Raw genomic sequence first — 18,757 nt, forward strand, 5'->3', positions numbered from 1 at the left:
GGTCATACAAATCGAGCACATGCCTGACAAGCGTTGTCAAGGCCATTTCGCGATGGACAAATAGCGCATACGCTTGTCGGAGCGCGGTGCGCAAGGCCGACCAGCACGCTTTGCGTCGAACGGGATTGACTTGGCATCCGCTAGGGTTTTTTGTATGAGCATCAACGATCGGTCAAAGGAGCTCGCCATGTCCGTGGACAGTTTTTCCTCACATCGGCACGATGACGCGGTGCGCCTCGATCCACGCCGTGCAGCCGTTATCGTCATCGATATGGTCAATGAGTTCTGCAAGCCCGGCGGGGCCATGGTCCTGCCTGGGTACGAGACGCTGGTCGCGCCGCAACTGGCCGTGATCGAGGCCGCGCGCGCCGCCGGCGTGCCGGTGATCTGGGTCCATGACAGCCACCGGCCGGGCATGCGACGCGAGCGCGAATGGCTGAAGCGCACACCGCATTGCCTGGATGGAAGCTGGGGGCCGGAGATCATCGAGGATCTCGGCGCCCGCGATGACGAGATCCATGTGATCAAGCGGCGCTACTCGGCCTTCTTTCAAACCGACCTCGACCTGACGCTGAAAGACATGCAGACCGATCAGTTGATCATCTTCGGCGTGGTCACCAACATCTGTGTGCGCTCGACCGTCCATGATGCCTTTTTCGAGGGCTATGAGGTGGTGGTGCCAAGCGATTGCTGCGCGGCGACGGGACCACGCGAGCAGGAAAGCTCGCTCTATGACATAGCGACCCATTTCGGCGTGGTCAGCGATTCGGCTGATGTCGTCGCAGCCCTCCGCGACGGGAGGTCGCTTCAACCAGCGGAGGTCGCGGCTTGAGCTTTTTTCAAACCGGCGACATCCAAGACAGCGGCGATAGGAGTCCGGTGTGACGACTGAAAAGAAACCGCAATCCGAAAAAGGCGCGACGCCGAAAACGCCGAGCGGCGATGCACCCCCGAGCCGCGAGCAAGTGCTGCAACAATACGCCGAGACCGGCTATGAATTGGACCGCCACCCGGCGCACGTCATCCGCCGGGCGCATCAGCGCGCGACGTTGCGCTTCCAGCAGGTGATGGCCGGCGAAGACCTTTCGCCAACGCAATTCGCGGCGCTCGCCACGATCCTCAAGCATGGCGAAGTCTCGCAGAACCATCTCGGCCGGCTGACGGCGATGGACCCGTCGACCATCAGCATCGTCATGCGCAAACTGCTCAAACACGGGCTGATCACGCGCAGCGCCTCCGAAACCGACCAACGCCTGACGATGATCGCGCTGACCGGCAAAGGGACCGACTATACGCTGGAGCGGCTCGAACGCAGCGTCGAGGTCGGGCGGCGGTTCCTGTCGCCGCTCTCACCGGCTGAGCAGGCGACGCTGCTTCGCCTGCTCCAGCGCATCAACGACGACGACCCATCGAATGGCGACGGCGGCAAATAAGCCGCGTCCAGTCCTTTTTTCCATAACAGCAAAAGTGAGAACCGATGTCGTCCGACTCCCAGTCGTCTGCCAACACGCTCGTCGTCCGCAATATCGGTCTCATGCTGAGTGGCGATCTCGCACAACCGATCATCGACGCCGACACCATCGTCGTGAGCGATGGACGCATCACCAGCATTGGCAAGGCAGGCGACATTGATGGCGGCAGCGCGGCGACGATCATCGATGCGATGGGCTGTGCGGTCTCGCCGGGTCTTATCGATAACCACGCCCATCCGGTGGCCGGCGACTGGACGCCTCGGCAGAACCAGATCGGCTGGATGGATTCGACTGTGCATGGCGGCGTCACCACCATGATCTCGGCGGGTGAAGTCCACACGCCGGGCCGACCGCGCGACCTTGTCGGGCTGAAGGCGCTGGCGATCGCTGCCCAACGCACCTTCTCCAACTTCCGTCCGAACGGCATGAAGATCCTGGCCGGGGCACCGATCCTGGAACCCGGCCTTACCGAGGAAGACTTCCGCAGTCTCGCCGAGGCCGGCGTGACGCTTGTCGGCGAGGTCGGACTTGGCGGCGTCAAGGACGGGCCGACCGGCCGGCAGATGATCGCCTGGGCGCGCAAATACGGCATGACCTCGATGACCCACACGGGCGGTCCATCCCTGCCCGGCTCCGGCCGCATCGGCGCGGATGTCGTGCTGGAGGTCGACGCCGACATCGTCGCGCACGTCAATGGCGGGCCAACCGCCCTGCCCGACGCGGAAATACGGCAGATCTGCGAGAAGGGCTCGAGGGCGCTTGAAATCGTCCATAACGGCAATTTGCGCACCGGACTGTTCGTGCTCGACCTGGCAAGGCAGCGCGGCGAACTTTCGCGCGTCATCCTCGGCACCGACAGCCCGGCCGGATCCGGCGTGCAGCCGCTTGGCATCCTGCGAACCCTGACCATGCTGGCTTCGCTGGGTGGTATCGCGCCGGAAGTGGCGTTCTGTCTTGCCAGCGGCAACACGGCGCGTGTGCGCGGACTGGATGATCGCGGCATCATCGAGGCCGGTCGCGCCGCCGACCTGATCTTCATGGATCAAGCGATCGGCGGTGCCGGCGACGGGCTGCTCGACAGCGTGGCGCTGGGCAATCTTCCAGGCATTGGAATGGTCGTCATCGACGGCGTGGTGCGGACCGGCCGGAGCAGAAATACGCCTCCGGCGATGCGGGTGCCGGAAGTCCTGGCGGCCTGACGGTCAGCCGACGCCGTCAATCCCGACAATCTTGTCCTTGGTCAGCCCGCCGACGCGCGGGTGCGGCCTGCCGGAATCGGTGACGGCGATAGCGACGACGATCTCGTCGGCCCGCGGTGCGTCGGGAACACGAACCTCCATGCCGTCGAAATGGCTGCGCACCCGCGCCGCATCCTTGTGACCGAGCGGAATATCGAGCGGCACGCCGAGGCCGCCGCGCTTCTTCGATGAAGGAATGAGCGCGGCCCCCTTGCCGAGCACATCGCGGAACGGGGCACCGAGCTTTGGATGAAGGATGGCGGCGGCATGTTCGAGCTCACCGTCGGCGCCGACGGCGGCGGCCTTGCCGAAGCTCTCGACCCGGTCGCCGACAATGCCCAGAGCAGCGACGGCGCGCTTGGGCAAGATATCTCCCAATGCTTCGCCTATGGCGCTCAGTGCCGACAGGTCCTCGACGTAGGTACCCGCATAGGGGTTGCGGATCACCGCGATGGCTGCGGCACGCCGCGTCGGCGGATCGACGGGCCGCCCGCCTTCGATCCGGGTTTCCTCGACGATGGTGATGATACGGCGGATTTCCGGGTTCATCGCAATCCGTCCTCGCCCTTGATGTCGGCGGCGGAAAGCCCGCCGACCCGTGCATGAACGCGTGCGCCGGTGGTCATCGCCAGGATGACGGCCATTTCGTCGCCGCGCGGCGCATCGGCAATGCCGATCTCGATCGCATCGAAATGGCTGCGCACATAGGAGGCGTTTATGTGCGTGATCGGGATATCGATGCGCGTTCCGGGGCCGCCGACCTTCTTGGTCGAAGGCACGATCGCCTTGGCATTGCCGAGCAGTTCACGCATCGCATAGCCGCCCGGATTATGCCAGAGCGCGCCGTGTTCAAGCTCGCCGGCGGCGCCGACTATGGCACCCTTGCCATAGCCTTCGATGGCCTGGCCGCCTTCACCAATGGCGTCGATCAGGCGCCGAGCCATATCGAGACCGAGCGGCTTCAGGTCTTCCATGAAGCCAGTGATCTCTTCGACATAACGTCCGGCAAAAGGGTTGGCGATGACCGCGACGACCGCGCCCCGCTTGAGCGGGCGTGCCGCGTGGGGTCCGCCCTCATGGAATATCTCTTCGACCTGAACCAGAAATTTCCTGACCACCACAGCCGGCATCGTTCGCTTCCTTCATCCCGTCGTTCATAAAAACTCATTAGAGTATCAACAATTATGCCCATGGACATTTGTCAAGCGCAGACGTCGAGCAAGTGGGCGAAGGGCCAAGAAAACTGCATCGGATGACGATTGACAGCCTGTTAAGCCGCTCCTAAACTCATATGACCATCAACGAACTCGCCGTTGTCCCGGCGGACACGTGGGGATGGTCAAAGCGTGGCTTCAAAAGCTGAAAAAAGCTGAAGGGGAATGACATGAAAAGGGCGCTCAAGAGTTTATTTCTGGCCGGCACGATGCTTGCCATTTCGTTCGGACCGGCCGCGGCACAGGCCAAGGTTTCCGTGGCCGCCATCTCGGGATATTTTGCCCAGGGCTTCGGCGTTTCGATCGTCAACGGCCTCAACAAGGCCAAGACCGATTTCGGCATCGACCTCAAGCTGGTCGACACCGGCAATCGCGCGCTCGACTACCAGCAGCAGTTCGAGAATCTTGCCAAGGGCAAACAGTACGACCTCATCTTCGTGATGGGCTGGGAGCTGGTGGACTCGCTGCAAAAGGTCAGCGCCGAATATCCTGACCAGCGCTTCGTGTTCATCGATGGCGTCCTCGACAACCCCAAGATGATCTACGCCAATTTCGCCGAGGAGCAGGGATCCTTCGTCGCCGGCGCGCTTGCCGGCATGATCGAAGCCAAGGGCACCGCCTTCGACAAGATCGGCGACGGCAAGGCGATCGGCTTTGTCGGCGGCCGAGATATCCCGGTGATCCGCAACTTCCTGGGCGGCTACGAGCAAGGCGCTAAATATGCCGCGCCCGACGTCAAGGTAAACTCCGTCTTCGCCGGAACCTTCGACGACCCGGCCAAGGGAAGCGAACTTGCCCAGGCGCTTTACGGCCAAGGCTCCGACATTGTCTACAACGTCGCCGGCCCGACGGGTGAAGGCGTGATGCAGGCAAGTGCCGCGGTCGACAAATATTCGATCGGCGTCGACATCGACATGTGCGGCTCGGCTCCCGGAAATGTGCTCGCCAGCATGCTGAAGCGCGGCGACATCGCCGTCTACACGCTGATCAAGGACGAGGTCGAGGGCCGCAAGATCACCGCCGGCACCCGCACTTTCGACCTCGCCTCGGGCGGTGTCGAGGTCAAGGTCTGCGATGACATCGCCGCCAAGATCCCGGCAGAGATGACCGCCAAGCTCGATGAGATCAAAAAGGGCATCGTTGACGGCAAGATCGTGATCGCCAAGGCAAAATAAGCCAACAACAGCGCCTCCCTCCCAAGAAAGCGCTACACTGATCCGCCGCGGCTTGCCGCGGCGGATCAGTGTCCAATCTGCGAGAGCCACGTTGTCGAACACGCCGGGGTCGCCGACCCTCCACAGCAATGCCGCGATGGCCGTCGAGTTGACTGGCATCACCAAGCGTTTTGGCGCATTCGTCGCCAATGACGGCATCGACCTTGCGGTCCGCTGCGGCGAGATCCACGCCATCATCGGCGAGAACGGCGCCGGCAAGACGACGCTGATGAACATCCTGTTCGGCCTCTTGCAGCCGGACGAAGGCTCGATCCGGCTGAACGGTGAAGAGATCGTGATCGCCGACCCGTCCGTGGCGATAAAGGCCGGCCTCGGCATGGTTCACCAGCATTTCAAGCTGGTTCCCTCGCTCTCGGTTGCCGACAACGTCTTTCTCGGCATGGAAATCCGTCGCCATGGGCTGATCGACCACGCCGCACAGGTTGCGCGCACGCGTGATCTGTCGAAGCGCTTCGGCTTGCAGGTCGATCCGACCGAGCGCGTCGGACTGCTCTCGGTCGGCATAGAGCAACGCATCGAAATCCTGAAGGTCCTGGTGCGCGGCGCGCGCACCATCATCCTCGACGAACCGACCGCCGTGCTGACGCCGCAGGAAAGCCGTGAACTGTTCCAGACACTGCGCAGCTTCGTGGCCGAAGGCATGACGGTGATCTTCATTTCGCATCACTTGGAAGAAGTGATGGAAGTGTCCGACACGGTGACGGTGCTGCGCAACGGCAGGAAGGTGGCGACCCGGCCGACGGCCGAACTCAGCAAGGACGAGTTGGTGCATATGATGGTCGGCCGCGAGGTCAGCTTCGACCGCCGGGCGCGTGCGTCGCTGCACGGCGACGTGGTGCTCGAAGTGAAGGATCTGTGGGCGCGCGACGATCGCCTGCTGCCGGCCCTTCGCAACGCCAGTTTCACCGTCCGCTCCGGCGAGGTGGTGGGGATCGCGGGTGTGGCCGGCAATGGTCAGACGGAGCTGGCGGAAGTGCTTTCGGGCCTGCGACCGGCAAGCCATGGCGGGGCGTGGCTGAAGGGCCAGAATCTCACCGCTCTCTCCCCCGCCGCGATCCGCCAGGCAGGCCTCGCCCATGTTCCAGGCGACCGCATGGTGCGCGGGGTCGATCGCAACGCTTCGATAGCGGCCAACACCCTGATGGGCCGCCAGCATCGCGCGCCATGGAGCCGCGGCGGCATGCTCAACTGGAATGCCATAAATCAAAACGCCGAAACGCTGATCAAGGACTTTGATATTCGCGCGCGGGGACCGGGCGATGCCGTCAAGCGGCTTTCGGGTGGAAATATCCAGAAGGTCGTTCTGGCACGCGAATTCACCAATGGCGCCGATTTCCTGCTGATCGACCAGCCGACGCGCGGCGTCGACATCGGCGCCCAGGAGGCCATTCATGACGAGATCATGCGCCAGCGCGCCGCCGGCCGCGCAATCCTGCTGATTTCCGTGCAGCTCGACGAACTGGCCGCCCTTGCCGACCGCATCCTGGTGATGTTCAACGGGCGGATCATGGGCGAGGTCGCCGGCGACGATGCCGACGAGGAGCGCATCGGCATGATGATGGCAGGCGTGGCCGCGCCGGAATTCGCCGCGGAGATCGCATCATGAAAGACCATTTGCGTGCCGTTTCCGGCCAGGTCATCGCCATCGGCGTGGCGCTGCTGATGGGCGCGATCATCATCCTCATGGTCGGCGAAAGCCCGTTGCGTGTGTTCATGACGCTGTTGCGCGGCGCCTTCGGCGATCAGGAGAAGATCGCCGGGACCTTGCTGCAGACGACGCCGATCCTGATCTGCGGTGTCGCCGCCTGCATCGGCCTGCGCGGCGGCATGTTCAACGTCGGCATCGAGGGCCAGCTGTTCCTCGGCGGCTTCGCTGCCGCCTGGGTCGGCTTTGCCATGCCCCTGCCCGCGGGCATTCACACGCTGGCCGCGCTGGCGCTCGCGGTCGTGGCAGGCGCGGCCTGGGTCGCCATCCCCGCCTACTTCCGCGCCCGCTACAACACCAACGAGGTCGTCTCGACGATCCTGTCGAACTACGTGGCGGTGCTGCTCACGTCCTACTTCACCATCTTCCTGTTCAAGCGGCCGGGTGGCTGGTCGGAGACGCCGCCGATCCTGGCGACTTCCTATCTGCCGGAGATCTTCACCTTTTCGCGGTTGAACTGGGGCCTGGTCATTGGCCTGGTGCTGGCGGTCGGCGCAGCCCTTGTCTTCCGCTACACCAAATGGGGTTACGGCGTCACGATGGTCGGTTCGGCGCCGAAATTCGCCGAATATGGCGGCGTCAACGTGAAACGGCAGGGTTTCCTGGTCCTGCTGCTTTCGGGGGCCGTCGGCGGGCTGGCCGGCGGCGTCGAGACGCTCGGCGTCCATCACCGCTTCATGGAAGGATTTGCCCCCGGTTTCGGCTTCGACGGGCTGATCGCCGCCCTGCTTGCCAATGGCTCGCCTGTCGCCACCATCTTCACCGCACTGTTCTTCGGCGCCCTGCGCAACGGATCGCTGCTGCTCGAGGTCGATACCAGCGCGTCGCGCGAGATCATCACCGTGATCCAGGCGCTGATCATCCTCAGCGTGTCGGCCCAGGTGCTGGTGAGAAAGCGCGGCGACAGCCAGGCAGGGGAGCGGCGATGGAAATTCTAGACAAGCTCATCAACGTCGCGCTGATCGCGGCGACGCTTCGCACCACCGCGCCCATCCTCCTGGTCGCGCTTGGCGGCTCGTTCACCACCAAGGCCGGCATCTTCAACATCGGCCTCGAGGGGCAGATGCTGGTCGGCGCCTTCTTCGCCGTCCTCGGTTCGATCTGGACCGGTTCCGCACTGGCGGGGGTCGCCTGCGGCGTTGCGGCGGCGCTCGTCTTCGCCCTGGTTTTTGCTGTCCTGGTGGTGAGCTTCAAGGCCAATGAAGTGGTCGTCGGGCTGGCGCTCAACATCCTGGCCGGCGGCATGACGATCTCGCTGATGAAAGCGATCTTCGGCACGCGCGGTTCGATCGTCGGTCACGGCATCGTCGGCCTGCCGAAAGTCCAGCTGCCCGGTGCCCGCGACCTTCTCGGCTCGTGGGCGCCGCTGATCTCCGGCTTCACGCCGCTCGTCTATGCCGCTTTCATCGCCGTGCCGCTGCTGGTCGTCTGCTACAACCGGACGCGGCTCGGCCTCTATATCCGCGTCGTCGGCGAAAAGCCGGAAGCCGCCGAGGCGCTTGGCATATCGATCACCCGCGTCCGCTACATCGCGTCCCTGCTGTGCGGATTGCTGGCGGGCCTCGCCGGCGCGCATCTGTCACTCGGCTACATCACCATGTTCACCGAAAACATGTCGTCGGGCCGTGGTTTCATGGCGGTGGCGATCCTGATCTTTTCCAACGGCGATCCGCTGAAGGTTCTGGCCGGCTGCCTGCTGTTCGGCTTCGCCGATGCTTTTTCGCTGCGCCTGCAGACGTTCGGCTATCCCTCCTACCTGGTTCTCACCGTCCCCTATGTCGTCGCGCTGATCGCATTGTTCGCGCTGTCCTACCGGGCGCGTCCAAGGGTTATCGCCGAGACGCTGGAATCGATGCGTAAGCTGCTGTCGGTCGACAAGAACACTGAACCCGGCCGCAAAAATCCCCAGTGAAGGAAGCCTTTATGGAACGCATAATCCTCGACGTGGATTCGGCCGGCGACGATATTCTCGCCGTGCTGTTTGCAGCGGTCAATCCGAAGCTCCGGCTCGAGGGCGTGACCACCGTGACCGGTGCTGCCGGCCCGATCGAGCAGGTCACCAACGTCGTCCTCAACACGCTGACGCTCGCCGGGCGTGACGACATCCCGGTTCACGCCGGCGCGTGGCGGCCGATCGTCGGCAACGCCAAGGCCGACATGGAGGCGCCGGTGCATTTCGAAAAACGGCTCGTTGCCCGTTTCGGCGATCGCCTGAAGAAGTTCAACCCGCCGGCGCCGACGCCGGTGCGCCAGGCCACATCGGGACATGCGGTCGATTTCATCATCGGCACGGTCATGGCCAATCCGGGCGAGATCACGCTGGTGACGACCGGCCCGCTGACCAACGCGGCGATGGCGCTGTTGCAGGAGCCGGGACTGACCGGTGCACTGAAGCGGCTGATCGTGCTCGGCGGTAATTTCCAGACACCGGGCAACATCACACCCCTGTCGGAGTACAACATCTGGGCCGATCCGGAGGCTTCGCGCATCGTGCTCAACGCCGATGTCGAGAAGATCCTCGTCCCGCTCGACATCTGCGAGGACAACCGCGTCGCCGATTCGATGCTGACACGCGACGACATCGCCGACATGCAGGCCGTGGCGAGGGACAATCCCGTCCTTGAGATGATCGCCGACAGCTTCCCGATCTACATCGACATCTGGCGCGAATTCTTCGACCTCGTCGGGTTCCCGATGGACGACGTGATCACCGTGGCGCTGGCTTTCGATCCCGGCCTGGCGACGATGACCGAGCCGCTGTTCGCCGACGTCGTGCTCGACGGCCGGCTGGCGCGCGGCCAGACCGTCGCTTATCGCGGCCGGCAATTGCTGCCCGGCGGCGGGCCCAAGACCACCCGCATCTGCACCGGCCTCGACGGCCGGCGTTTCCTCGACGGCTTCAAGAAAACCATAGCGCGCTACGAGCGGGCGGCGTGAAAGACGACATGATGACCAAGCCAACTCCTATCCTGTTCGACTGCGACCCCGGCCACGACGACGCCATTGCGCTGGTCATGGCGCATCGCTCGCCGGCCATCGAACTCATCGGCGTCACCACGACCTGCGGCAATGCGGAGGTCGAGAAGACGACCGCCAATGCCTTGCGCATCCTTGAATATATCGGCGCCGGCGACGTGCCTGTCGCGCAGGGCTGTCACCGCCCGCTGGCGCGCCCGCTGGTGCTCGGCACCGCCGATGGCCCGAGCGGGCTCGAGGGCTCGCCCTACCTGCCGCAGGCGACGATTAAGCCGGTCGACCAGCATGCCGTCGATTTCCTGGCCGACAGACTGCGCGCCGCGCCCGAACCGATCCTGGTCGTTGCCACCGGCCCGCTCAGCAATATCGGCCTGATGATCCTCAAGCATCGCGACGTGCTGCCCAAGATCAAGGAGCTGATCTGGATGGGCGGCGTGTTCTACCGCAAGAGCGAGATCATCACGCCGACCGAGTTCAACGCGTTCTGCGACCCCGAAGCGCTGAAGATCGTCCTCGACAGCGGCGTGCCGATCCTGATGGTCGGCCTCGACGTCACCATGCAGGTGCTGATCGAGGCGCCGCAATATGCCGAACTCGCCACCATCGACACGCCGCTCGGCCGGCTCGTCAACGACTGGCTGCTGTTCTACGAGAAGCTGCACCGCAACTCGATGGGCGTCGGCGGCGCCATGCACGATCCGCTGGCGCTGGCGCTGGCCATCGACCCGACATTGGTGCGCACGCGCCCTGCCCATATCGGCGTCGATCTGTCCGGCACCTACGCCTTCGGCGCGACCATCGCCGATTACTGGGGCGAGCGCGGTGAAAAGGACAATGCCCGCATCGCCCACGAGGTCGATGCGGACCGCTTCTTCAAGCTGATGTTCGATCTGCTGCGGGACTGAACGGAGCGCCGCGGCGCAGGCAGCGTTTCACGATAGGAATTTTTTCTTGACTCCCTGCCCTCAGCTATGGTATATTTTTGTCTATGGTGCAGATTTACGCCAATGACCCGCCGCACAGGCGGGTTTTTGTTTGCTCCGTCAAATCTCCCTGACAATTCAGCCGCGTGAGATGTCAGGGTCAGTTGAGCTGGTTGAGGATTCCAGAGCTGCTCGCGACCATCAAACTCCTGTAGATCAGGAACGCCAGTGTACAGATCGCGGCTAGCGCGATCGGCACGCCGAACGGCACCACGCCCTTGCGGTCCAGATGCTGCACGACAAGCCGAAAAGCGCCCGCGGGCAGCATGAACGGGTTTTTCACGATCGCCGCGGTCGCCAGGGCGAAAACCAGAAGCAGCACCGAAAACACCGCGAGAGCGCCGCCGCTGATCAGGAATGGCACGACTGCCAGCAGCTTGACATCCCCGGCGCCGATCTTGCGCAAGGCCCAGAAGGGGAAGAGCGCGACGAACAGCAGAAGTCCGGCGAGAGCGCTCAGCCCCATGTCCCACCACGATCCGGACTGGAGCGACAGCAACAGCAGGCCCCCGGCGCCCAGGCAGAGCAGCAGCAGCACGTCGCGATTGGAAATCTTCTGGGTGGTGAAGTCGAGCCAGCCAATCCTTGCCAGCAGAGGGATGGCGAGCACCTTCAGCAGCAGCGCCTCGACGAGCAGCATGCTAGCGCTCGACGTTCTGCACGCTTGACGACAAAAGCTTCAGATTGTTGGCGACGGTCGGGTCGTTGGGCGCCAGTTCGTAAGCCTTGAGGAAGTTCGAGCGCGCATCCTGCAGCTTGCCGCGCAGCAGGTAGGAATAGCCGACATTGTTGTAATATTCGGGCGTCGCGCCGACCAGCTTGAAGGCCTTGGCATAGGCCTTGTCGGACAGGTCGAAGCGGCGGATCCGGTCGGTGCAGGCGGCCAGCCCCATCCAGGCGTTGCCATCATTGGGCGCCAGCTGCGTCGCCTTGAAGAACAGCGCGCCGGCATTGCCGTAATTCTCGGCACGGAACTGGTTTTTGGCTTCGGCAACGGCCTGGTCCGAGGCGTAATATTCGACATCGCTGACCGTCTTCAGCCCGTCGAAAGCATCGCCAAACGACGTCACGTCGCCTTTCGACGGCTCGTTGGTGCGGACGACCCCGTCGGTTATGTCCGCCGTCTGGCAGCCGGCAAGCACCGCCATGAGCAGACAGGCCGCGGCCACGATAACCCTCTTCATAAATGTGTCCCCTGGGTCCCCGACTCACATTAGGACCAAATGATATATCAAACTAGAAGAAAACGCCTCTCATGCGAATGATCACCGGCAACATGATAACCATCATAACCACCGGGAAGATACACAGCCCCAATGGAATCATCATCTTCACAGGCAGAGAATTGGCGCGTTCCTCTGCACTCAGAATCCTCTGACCGCGCATCTCTTCGCTGTAAACGCGCAAAGCGTCGGTCAGGCTCGTGCCAAGTTCTTCCGACTGCCTAAACAGCACAGCCAAAGCCCGCGCCTCATCAAGTCCGACGCGGTCAGCGAGTTCGCGCAGTGCTTCTCGCAGCGGCTTACCGGCGCGCAGTTGCAGAGTCATGATCGAAAGCTGAATGCCGAGCCATTTGTGAGTGCCGGCCAGTTCGCCACTGACACGTTCGACCGCCGCCTCCAGGCTCATGCCGGCATCGGCGCAAGTGATCATCATATCCATGAAATCCGGAAAGCCGCGACGGTAGATCTTTTTTTGCCCGCTCTCAAAGCGATCAAGCAAAATGCTTGGGATCACGATGCAGCCGAGGCCGAATAACGCAGACACGGCTAAAGTCACGAAACCGGGCAATTGGGGCGGCAATACCCTGGACAGGAGCGCGTAGGCAGCTAAAAACCCGATACCGACTGCACCAAGCCGCGACAACGTATAGATCAGCGGCGCACTTGCCTGATAGAATCCGGCGCGAAAGAGTTTTGCTTCCAGCGCGCTTGGCTCGTTCCGCTCCTTCTCCATTGATCGGAAATACGCCTCGACTGGACGCTGCGCCGCAATCTTGGCAATCTGTTCCTGGCCAACGAGCGACCGGCGGTTGGCAATTTCATCGGCCATCAGGTTTTGCGCTACTAGCTTTCGCGTCTGCAGCGCCGGCAATAAGATAAGCGCACCGAATAAGAAAAGCGCCACCGCCGCCACGAAAACGGCACTGGAAACCAGGAGACCCAGGTCTTCTTGGAAGTTCGAAAACAGATTTATGGCTCGCTCCCTTCAGAAATCAAAATTGACCATGCGATACATGATAAAGTCGCCGAGAAGGGCCCACAGGCCGAAGGTCAAAAATACAGGCGTGATCAGTGGGCTCTTCCAAACCCCACCGTAGTAACTCGGAGATACAACGAGAAGGATTCCGAACATCACCAGCGGAAACAGCGAGATGATCCACGCGGATACTCGACCTTCGGCCGAAAGCGCCCTGATCTTCAACCTGAGTTTCTGTCTTTCGCGCAGTACCGACGAAAGATTGGACAGTATCCCGGTCAAATTGCCTCCGGTCTTAGCCTGAATCGATAGCGACACCGACAGCAGATGAAGGCCTTCGAAGCCAACACGTTGGGAAAGTTTTCGTACGGCCTGCTCCATGCTGAGGCCAAAAGTAATTTCGTCCGCCACGATGCCGAACTCGGTGCCGAGCGGATCCGGCATTTCACGGGCGACGAGACCAATCGCCACAGAAGCCGGATGTCCGGCGCGCAGTGAACGAACAATCATGTCTAGTGCATCCGGCAATTGCCTCGCGAACTTCTGGATTCGCCTATTACGAGCGCGGCGGAGAACGAGAAATGGCAGCACAAATCCGACCACCAGAAAAACGATAAGTGCCGACAAGGTTGAGAAGCGCAGTATCATCGACATAAGCAACGCCAGTACCAGCCCGGCGAGGAGGAAAATCGCGGCGAAGGCCAATGGGTTTCCAGTAATGCCGGATTGTGTGTAGAGCCGGTTCAGCCCGACTAGACCAAAGAGAAAGTCACCCGACTCGGACAGCCCGCGCTCGCGCAACAATCCTTGCAAGGTCCGTTCGGCCGGAGTGTCATCAGTCAGCCGCCTCAGCCGATGATTGATCGCGCCCATCCGTGACCGGCGATTAGCAAAGGAAAGATACAGCGCCTCGCCGGCGAGAATGACCGATGCCGCCGCGAGCACATAGATAAAGTAGAGCAGAGCCTGACCAGTCAACATCAGAGGGCAACCTGCGGGTTGAAGGCGTCCTTGGCAAAATGATGGCCAAGCGTCGCCGCCTCCGGGGCGAAGCGCGGGCGGACACCGGTGGCGCGAAAATCTCCGATGACCTTGCCTTCGGCTGTCACCTCACGGCGGACGAAATGATAGATCTCCTGGAGCTGCACGACATTGCCCTCCATGCCAGTCAGTTCCGATATGGAGGTGACACGCCGGCCGCCGTCCGAAAGACGCTGTGTCTGCACAATGATGTCGATGGCGGAGGCGATCTGCGCCCGGATCGAATCATGCGTCATCGGCATGCCGGCCATGCCAACCATTTGTTCGAGCCGCGAGATCGCGTCGCGCGGCGTGTTGGCATGGATTGTTGTCATCGAGCCTTCATGGCCGGTGTTCATCGCCTGCAGCATGTCGAAAGCTTCCTCGCCGCGAACTTCGCCGACGATGATGCGGTCCGGCCGCATGCGCAGTGCGTTCTTGAGCAGTTCGCGCTGGCGAACTTCGCCCTTACCCTCGACATTGGGCGGGCGCGTCTCCAGCCGGCCGACATGCGGCTGCTGCAGTTGCAGTTCGGCCGCGTCCTCGATGGTGATCAGCCGCTCTTTCGAAGGGATGTAGCTCGACAGAGCATTGAGCAAGGTGGTCTTGCCGCTGCCTGTGCCGCCCGAAACCAGGATCGATTTGCGCGCCTGCACGGCGATCCGCAGCAGTTCGATCATCGGCGGACGGATCGAATTGAATGCCATCAAACGCTCAAGCGAATAAGGGTTCTTCGAGAATTTGCGGATCGACACCAGGGGACCGTCGACCGAGACTGGCCGCACCGCGATGTTGACGCGCGAGCCGTCTTCCAGCCGCGCATCGACCATGGGCGACGATTCATCGACCCGCCTGCCGATCGCCGAAACGATCCTGTTGATGACGCGCAGCAGATGCGCCTCGTCCCGAAACCGGATGGGCGTTTCTTCGACAATGCCACGCCGCTCGATGAAAACGCGCTTGTGGGTGTTGATCAGTATGTCGGTAATGGAATCGTCCTTGAGCAGCGGTTCGATTGGCCCGAGCCCGAGCATCTCGTCGGCGGTGTCGCTGGTGAGTTGATCGAGTTCGCGCGCATTCAGCGGCACCGCGCGAGCGCGAACGAACTCGCGAACGATCGGACGGATCTCGTTCAGGATTTCATCTTTGGAAGCGCTTTCAAGAGCGGTCAGGTTGAACCGGTCGATCAAGTGGCGATGTAGCTCGACCTTGATCGTCAGGAAATCGTCACCATGCGCTTCGATCTCGGCTGACGGAGATAGTGCGGGAACAACAGCCAGCGCTGCGAACGGCTCGGCTTTTGCCACAACCTTCGATTCACTTGGCCCCTTGATGAACCGCCCCAGCATAATCGCTTATACTCCCCTTAGTTCCCTCATTAGCGGAAACTAACTGTTAACCACGGAAGGCACAAGCGCCCAGGCGGTCTGCGTATCCTCAATACTTTCCACATAGTTAAGATCAGGAGCCTGTAATAACGTGCTTATTTGATATGGCTGCGGCTTGCGGCCGGAGCGTCGATTTCCCTTTCCGGGCTCATCCGATTTTCCGGGATAAACCGCCCGACATCGGCAGCTAAGCCCTTAGATATAAAGGAATATGCATTATTACTAATGCTTCCTCAATCCTGCCACATCCGGGACCAAATTGTGAACAAATGGTTAAGGCGCTTGAAAAACGAAAAGAATCAAGCTGTTGAGTAAAATCGGAAGTGTAATATTCTTGCCGAATCATGTACAGGAAAGTTAAGGAACCCTTAATCTCGTTTGACTCTACGTTTTCTCGGGACCTAGGATCGAGATGACGGGGGATGCTTGGGTATGGATTTCATCCTTTGCTCTGTCTCGTCGGGTTCCAACCTCCAAAGGGAGAAATTGACATGAAGAAGCTCATGACGATGACCCGGCAGTTCCGCGACGATGAAAACGGCGCTGCCATGGTCGAATATTCCATCCTCATCGGCATTATCACTGCGGCCGTGATCACGTTGATCATCGCAGTTGGCGCCTACGTCACCGGCGCATGGACCGCCCTCTGCGACAATCTGAACACCACAACGATCGGATGCACCGTGACGGCCGCAGGTTGATCTAGATGAAATGGCCAAGTCCGGGAAGAAGTGTCGGGCTTGGCCAATCACTAAATAGCAGAGTTAACGCTAGGACGGGGCGAACTTCATGCGCGCTAATACTGCCATCATGATCGTGCTTGCCGGCGTGTTTGGCATTCTGGCGGTGGTGCTCGCCAATATCTGGCTGGCCAGCCAGCGCAGTGCCATGGCGCAGACGGGCGCCGTTCAAGGCAGCACGGTCGTGGTAGCGGCAATGCCGCTGAAGTTCGGCGACACGCTCACCGCAGACAAATTGCGCGAAGTCGCATGGCCGGCAGGCTCGATTCCAACGGGCGCCTTCAAGACAACGAAAGAGGCCTTGGCCGGCGAAGGCACAAGGCAGGCGTTGCAGACCATTAGCGCCAACGAGCCTGTACTCGCCAGCAAGATCACCGGGCCTGGCCAGCGTGCCACGCTTTCCGCGGTGCTTGGCGAAGGCATGAAAGCCGTTTCCATCAGGGTGAACGATGTGCTCGGCGTTGCCGGTTTCGTCTTCCCGGGCGACCGGGTCGATGTGCTGCTGACGCGAACCGTGCGCGGCGACGATGGCGCGGACAAGAGTTTCGTCGACGTACTGCTGCAGAGCATGAAGGTGCTCGCCATCGACCAGGTGGCCGACGTCAGCAAAGAGAGCCCGACGGTGGTCAAATCCGTGACACTCGAGGCCAGCACCAGGGATGCCCAGAAACTGACACTGGCGGCAGGGGCCGGCCAATTGTCGCTGGCGTTGCGCCAGGCCGCCGCCAACAAGGGCGAGACGACCGAACGTGTGACGCTTTCCGACCTGACCGGCGAAACACCGGCCGATGTCGCCGCCAGACAGGCGGAACTCGACAAGAAGGCAGCAGCGGAAGCCGCGGCCGCGGAGGAACGCAAACGCGCCGCAGACAAGATAGCCGGTTTGACGCAGGCCGTGGAAAAAGTGGGAAGCCGCCTCGACGAACTGGGCAAGGTAAAGCCGGCTCCAGCCGTGGTGGCGGCACCGCAGCCGGTCGTCAAGGAAGTGGTCAAATATGTGACCCCCGCGCCGCCGGCACGAGCGACGATCGGCGTCTTTCGGGGCGTGAAACTCGAGACATATGACGTGCCGCGACAACCATGATAAGGTGCGGCTAATAAAACGAGGCTGCCACGGGCAGCGAGTTTGGGAGACGGGGATGCAGGGGGTTTGGGTGAGAATGGTGGCGGCCGTGTTGGCCTGTATGGCGACGCTGTTGCTGTCGAGCCTGGCGGCCGATGCGGCTGACCGTTTCATCGACGTGTCGACCCCCAGCGTCCATCGGATCTTCCTGCCGATGTCGCAATCGGTAACGATCCAGGTGAGTGCCAATCTGGGCGATATCGTCGTCGGCGACGAGAAGATCGCCGATGCCCAGCCGATGACCGACCGCACGCTCTATGTCATCGGCAAGGGCGCCGGCACCACCACGGTCAACCTGTTCTCGACGGACAAGCGCTCGCTCGGCGCCCTCCAGATCGAGGTCGGCGTCGATGTCAGCGACATGGCGCAGGCGATCCGCCAGGTGGCGCCAAAGTCGCGCATCGAAGTCGGCTCGGTCAATGGCCGGGTCAGGCTTGGCGGTCATGTCAAGGACGGGGCCACGCTGGCAGCGATCGTGGAGGTGGCCCAGCAATACGGTCCTGACGCCATCATCAATTCCGTCATCGTCGACGACAGCCAGCAGGTCAATCTCGAAGTGCGCGTGCTCGAAGCCAAACGCAACACCGGCCGCGATCTCGGCGTGTCGATCAAGAGCAGGAACGGCGATGGCACGACCCGTACCGGTACCGGTGTTGCTGCCGTCGACGAAGACGGTGTCGTGCTCGGACCGGGCGGTCTGCTCAGCGGCCTCCTGTCCAACTCGGCTCCCTTCGGAGCGCTGATCACGCGCGTCATCGACAGCAACATCAAGGTGGATCTGATCATCGAGGCGCTCGAGTCCAAAGGCGCGGTCCGCATGCTCGCGAACCCCAACCTCACCACGCTTTCCGGCGAACAGGCCAGCTTCAACGCCGGCGGGGAAGTGCCTATCCGCACTCTCGACAAAGATGGCGAGATAAGCATCGTGTACAAGCAATTCGGCGTCAATCTGCTGTTCACGCCGGTCGTACTCGACGACGGCAAGATCCATATGAAGCTGGCGCCGGAGGTGAGCGACCTGACCGGCTTCACCACCGCCGGCGACCCGATCTTCACCAATCGCAAACTGTCGACCGTCGTCGAGTTGCGCGACGGCCAGAGCTTCGCGGTCGGGGGGCTTCTTTCGAGCAAGACGACCAAGCTGCAGGACCAGGTGCCTTGGCTCGGCCAGGTGCCTGTGATCGGGACGCTGTTTCGCAGTTCGAGCAACCAGAAGGAAGAGACCGAACTGGTCGTCATCGTCACGCCGCACATCGTGCGGCCGGTGAAGCCCGGCGAGCAACTGGCGACGCCGTTCGACAAGACCCGGCCTGCCAACGATCCGGAATTCTTCGTGCTCGGCCAGCTGGAAGTGACCAAGGACATGGTCCGCAAATATGAACTGGGCGAAGGCGTCACCGGCCCCTATGGCCACATGCTCGACTTCAAATCGAAGGACAAGATGCTCTATGTCAAGAAATAGCG

The 18,757-nt window shown here is 61.9% G+C and carries 19 protein-coding genes; 12 read left to right on the forward strand and 7 right to left on the reverse strand.

Annotated elements, in window-relative coordinates; translation table 11 throughout:
* The first annotated feature begins 187 nt into the window (after positions 1–187).
* From NKH06_RS09475 to NKH06_RS09485, 3 genes are read left to right on the forward strand one after another with little or no spacing between them, the layout of a single operon-like run.
* Positions 188–832, forward strand: a complete 645-nt coding sequence (locus NKH06_RS09475; protein ID WP_128302615.1) for a cysteine hydrolase family protein — start codon at positions 188–190, stop codon at positions 830–832.
* A gap of 49 nt (positions 833–881) precedes the next feature.
* On the forward strand, positions 882–1,433 hold the full coding sequence (locus tag NKH06_RS09480; protein ID WP_023809100.1) for a MarR family winged helix-turn-helix transcriptional regulator: 552 nt from the start codon (positions 882–884) through the stop codon (positions 1,431–1,433).
* 44 nt (positions 1,434–1,477) lie between these two features.
* Positions 1,478–2,671, forward strand: a complete 1,194-nt coding sequence (locus tag NKH06_RS09485; protein WP_023809101.1) for an amidohydrolase family protein — start codon at positions 1,478–1,480, stop codon at positions 2,669–2,671.
* A 3-nt stretch (positions 2,672–2,674) separates the two neighbouring features.
* Here NKH06_RS09485 and NKH06_RS09490 read toward each other — a convergent pair whose 3' ends face one another.
* Positions 2,675–3,259, reverse strand: a complete 585-nt coding sequence (locus tag NKH06_RS09490) for an amino acid synthesis family protein (protein WP_352774173.1) — start codon at positions 3,257–3,259, stop codon at positions 2,675–2,677.
* Positions 3,256–3,840, reverse strand: a complete 585-nt coding sequence (locus tag NKH06_RS09495) for an amino acid synthesis family protein (protein WP_352892819.1) — start codon at positions 3,838–3,840, stop codon at positions 3,256–3,258. The genes NKH06_RS09490 and NKH06_RS09495 overlap by 4 nt, the downstream gene beginning before the upstream one ends.
* 254 nt (positions 3,841–4,094) lie before the next feature.
* Between NKH06_RS09495 and NKH06_RS09500 the strand changes: the two genes are divergently transcribed.
* From NKH06_RS09500 to NKH06_RS09525, 6 genes are all read left to right on the forward strand, one after another.
* Complete coding sequence (locus NKH06_RS09500) at positions 4,095–5,099, forward strand: BMP family lipoprotein (RefSeq protein WP_013530296.1); 1,005 nt, start codon at positions 4,095–4,097, stop codon at positions 5,097–5,099.
* Positions 5,100–5,235: 136 nt separating this feature from the next.
* Positions 5,236–6,765 carry an ABC transporter ATP-binding protein gene (locus NKH06_RS09505; protein WP_502914441.1) on the forward strand — a complete coding sequence of 510 codons (1,530 nt, stop codon included), beginning with the start codon at positions 5,236–5,238 and terminating at the stop codon, positions 6,763–6,765.
* The gene (locus tag NKH06_RS09510) at positions 6,762–7,802 is read left to right on the forward strand and encodes an ABC transporter permease (protein WP_023809105.1); all 1,041 of its coding nucleotides are present in this window, start codon (positions 6,762–6,764) and stop codon (positions 7,800–7,802) included. The genes NKH06_RS09505 and NKH06_RS09510 overlap by 4 nt, the downstream gene beginning before the upstream one ends.
* Complete coding sequence (locus NKH06_RS09515; RefSeq protein ID WP_352892824.1) at positions 7,790–8,776, forward strand: ABC transporter permease; 987 nt, start codon at positions 7,790–7,792, stop codon at positions 8,774–8,776. Before NKH06_RS09510 ends, NKH06_RS09515 begins: the two co-directional genes overlap by 13 nt.
* 11 nt (positions 8,777–8,787) lie before the next feature.
* The gene (locus NKH06_RS09520; RefSeq protein WP_127292944.1) at positions 8,788–9,801 is read left to right on the forward strand and encodes a nucleoside hydrolase; all 1,014 of its coding nucleotides are present in this window, start codon (positions 8,788–8,790) and stop codon (positions 9,799–9,801) included.
* Positions 9,802–9,809: 8 nt separating this feature from the next.
* Positions 9,810–10,745, forward strand: a complete 936-nt coding sequence (locus NKH06_RS09525) for a nucleoside hydrolase (RefSeq protein ID WP_013530291.1) — start codon at positions 9,810–9,812, stop codon at positions 10,743–10,745.
* Positions 10,746–10,923: 178 nt separating this feature from the next.
* Here NKH06_RS09525 and NKH06_RS09530 read toward each other — a convergent pair whose 3' ends face one another.
* From NKH06_RS09530 to NKH06_RS09550, 5 genes are read right to left on the reverse strand one after another with little or no spacing between them, the layout of a single operon-like run.
* Positions 10,924–11,463 (reverse strand): prepilin peptidase, encoded by a 540-nt coding sequence (locus NKH06_RS09530; protein WP_352892826.1) that lies wholly within the window; start codon positions 11,461–11,463, stop codon positions 10,924–10,926.
* A 1-nt stretch (position 11,464) separates the two neighbouring features.
* Positions 11,465–12,007 carry a tetratricopeptide repeat protein gene (locus tag NKH06_RS09535; RefSeq protein ID WP_352892828.1) on the reverse strand — a complete coding sequence of 181 codons (543 nt, stop codon included), beginning with the start codon at positions 12,005–12,007 and terminating at the stop codon, positions 11,465–11,467.
* A 52-nt stretch (positions 12,008–12,059) separates the two neighbouring features.
* Positions 12,060–13,013: a type II secretion system F family protein gene (locus NKH06_RS09540; RefSeq protein ID WP_352892878.1), complete on the reverse strand. Its 954-nt coding sequence runs from the start codon at positions 13,011–13,013 to the stop codon at positions 12,060–12,062.
* An 18-nt stretch (positions 13,014–13,031) separates the two neighbouring features.
* On the reverse strand, positions 13,032–14,003 hold the full coding sequence (locus NKH06_RS09545) for a type II secretion system F family protein (RefSeq protein WP_352892829.1): 972 nt from the start codon (positions 14,001–14,003) through the stop codon (positions 13,032–13,034).
* Positions 14,003–15,391: a TadA family conjugal transfer-associated ATPase gene (locus NKH06_RS09550; RefSeq protein ID WP_352892832.1), complete on the reverse strand. Its 1,389-nt coding sequence runs from the start codon at positions 15,389–15,391 to the stop codon at positions 14,003–14,005. The genes NKH06_RS09545 and NKH06_RS09550 overlap by 1 nt, the downstream gene beginning before the upstream one ends.
* A gap of 530 nt (positions 15,392–15,921) precedes the next feature.
* Between NKH06_RS09550 and NKH06_RS09555 the strand changes: the two genes are divergently transcribed.
* From NKH06_RS09555 to NKH06_RS09565, 3 genes are all read left to right on the forward strand, one after another.
* Positions 15,922–16,131: a Flp family type IVb pilin gene (locus NKH06_RS09555; RefSeq protein ID WP_352892834.1), complete on the forward strand. Its 210-nt coding sequence runs from the start codon at positions 15,922–15,924 to the stop codon at positions 16,129–16,131.
* Positions 16,132–16,219: 88 nt separating this feature from the next.
* Positions 16,220–17,254, forward strand: coding sequence for a Flp pilus assembly protein CpaB (cpaB, locus tag NKH06_RS09560; protein ID WP_352892835.1), 1,035 nt, complete (start codon positions 16,220–16,222; stop codon positions 17,252–17,254).
* 55 nt (positions 17,255–17,309) lie between these two features.
* Positions 17,310–18,755: a type II and III secretion system protein family protein gene (locus NKH06_RS09565; protein WP_352892836.1), complete on the forward strand. Its 1,446-nt coding sequence runs from the start codon at positions 17,310–17,312 to the stop codon at positions 18,753–18,755.
* Positions 18,756–18,757 lie beyond the last annotated feature (2 nt).

Origin of the sequence: Mesorhizobium sp. M1342, assembly GCF_040317955.1 — a bacterium.
GTDB lineage: Bacteria > Pseudomonadota > Alphaproteobacteria > Rhizobiales > Rhizobiaceae > Mesorhizobium.

Excerpts from the sequence above, each read along its gene's own strand:
- NKH06_RS09475 (WP_128302615.1), top strand. The coding sequence starts at position 188 with ATGTCCGTGGACAGTTTTTCCTCACATCGGCACGATGACGCGGTGCGC.
- NKH06_RS09485 (WP_023809101.1), top strand. The coding sequence starts at position 1,478 with ATGTCGTCCGACTCCCAGTCGTCTGCCAACACGCTCGTCGTCCGCAAT.
- NKH06_RS09490 (WP_352774173.1), bottom strand. The coding sequence starts at position 3,259 with ATGAACCCGGAAATCCGCCGTATCATCACCATCGTCGAGGAAACCCGG.
- NKH06_RS09495 (WP_352892819.1), bottom strand. The coding sequence starts at position 3,840 with ATGCCGGCTGTGGTGGTCAGGAAATTTCTGGTTCAGGTCGAAGAGATA.
- NKH06_RS09500 (WP_013530296.1), top strand. The coding sequence starts at position 4,095 with ATGAAAAGGGCGCTCAAGAGTTTATTTCTGGCCGGCACGATGCTTGCC.
- NKH06_RS09505 (WP_502914441.1), top strand. The coding sequence starts at position 5,236 with ATGGCCGTCGAGTTGACTGGCATCACCAAGCGTTTTGGCGCATTCGTC.
- NKH06_RS09510 (WP_023809105.1), top strand. The coding sequence starts at position 6,762 with ATGAAAGACCATTTGCGTGCCGTTTCCGGCCAGGTCATCGCCATCGGC.
- NKH06_RS09515 (WP_352892824.1), top strand. The coding sequence starts at position 7,790 with ATGGAAATTCTAGACAAGCTCATCAACGTCGCGCTGATCGCGGCGACG.
- NKH06_RS09520 (WP_127292944.1), top strand. The coding sequence starts at position 8,788 with ATGGAACGCATAATCCTCGACGTGGATTCGGCCGGCGACGATATTCTC.
- NKH06_RS09525 (WP_013530291.1), top strand. The coding sequence starts at position 9,810 with ATGATGACCAAGCCAACTCCTATCCTGTTCGACTGCGACCCCGGCCAC.
- NKH06_RS09530 (WP_352892826.1), bottom strand. The coding sequence starts at position 11,463 with ATGCTGCTCGTCGAGGCGCTGCTGCTGAAGGTGCTCGCCATCCCTCTG.
- NKH06_RS09535 (WP_352892828.1), bottom strand. The coding sequence starts at position 12,007 with ATGAAGAGGGTTATCGTGGCCGCGGCCTGTCTGCTCATGGCGGTGCTT.
- NKH06_RS09545 (WP_352892829.1), bottom strand. The coding sequence starts at position 14,003 with ATGTTGACTGGTCAGGCTCTGCTCTACTTTATCTATGTGCTCGCGGCG.
- NKH06_RS09550 (WP_352892832.1), bottom strand. The coding sequence starts at position 15,391 with ATGCTGGGGCGGTTCATCAAGGGGCCAAGTGAATCGAAGGTTGTGGCA.
- NKH06_RS09555 (WP_352892834.1), top strand. The coding sequence starts at position 15,922 with ATGAAGAAGCTCATGACGATGACCCGGCAGTTCCGCGACGATGAAAAC.
- cpaB (WP_352892835.1), top strand. The coding sequence starts at position 16,220 with ATGCGCGCTAATACTGCCATCATGATCGTGCTTGCCGGCGTGTTTGGC.
- NKH06_RS09565 (WP_352892836.1), top strand. The coding sequence starts at position 17,310 with ATGCAGGGGGTTTGGGTGAGAATGGTGGCGGCCGTGTTGGCCTGTATG.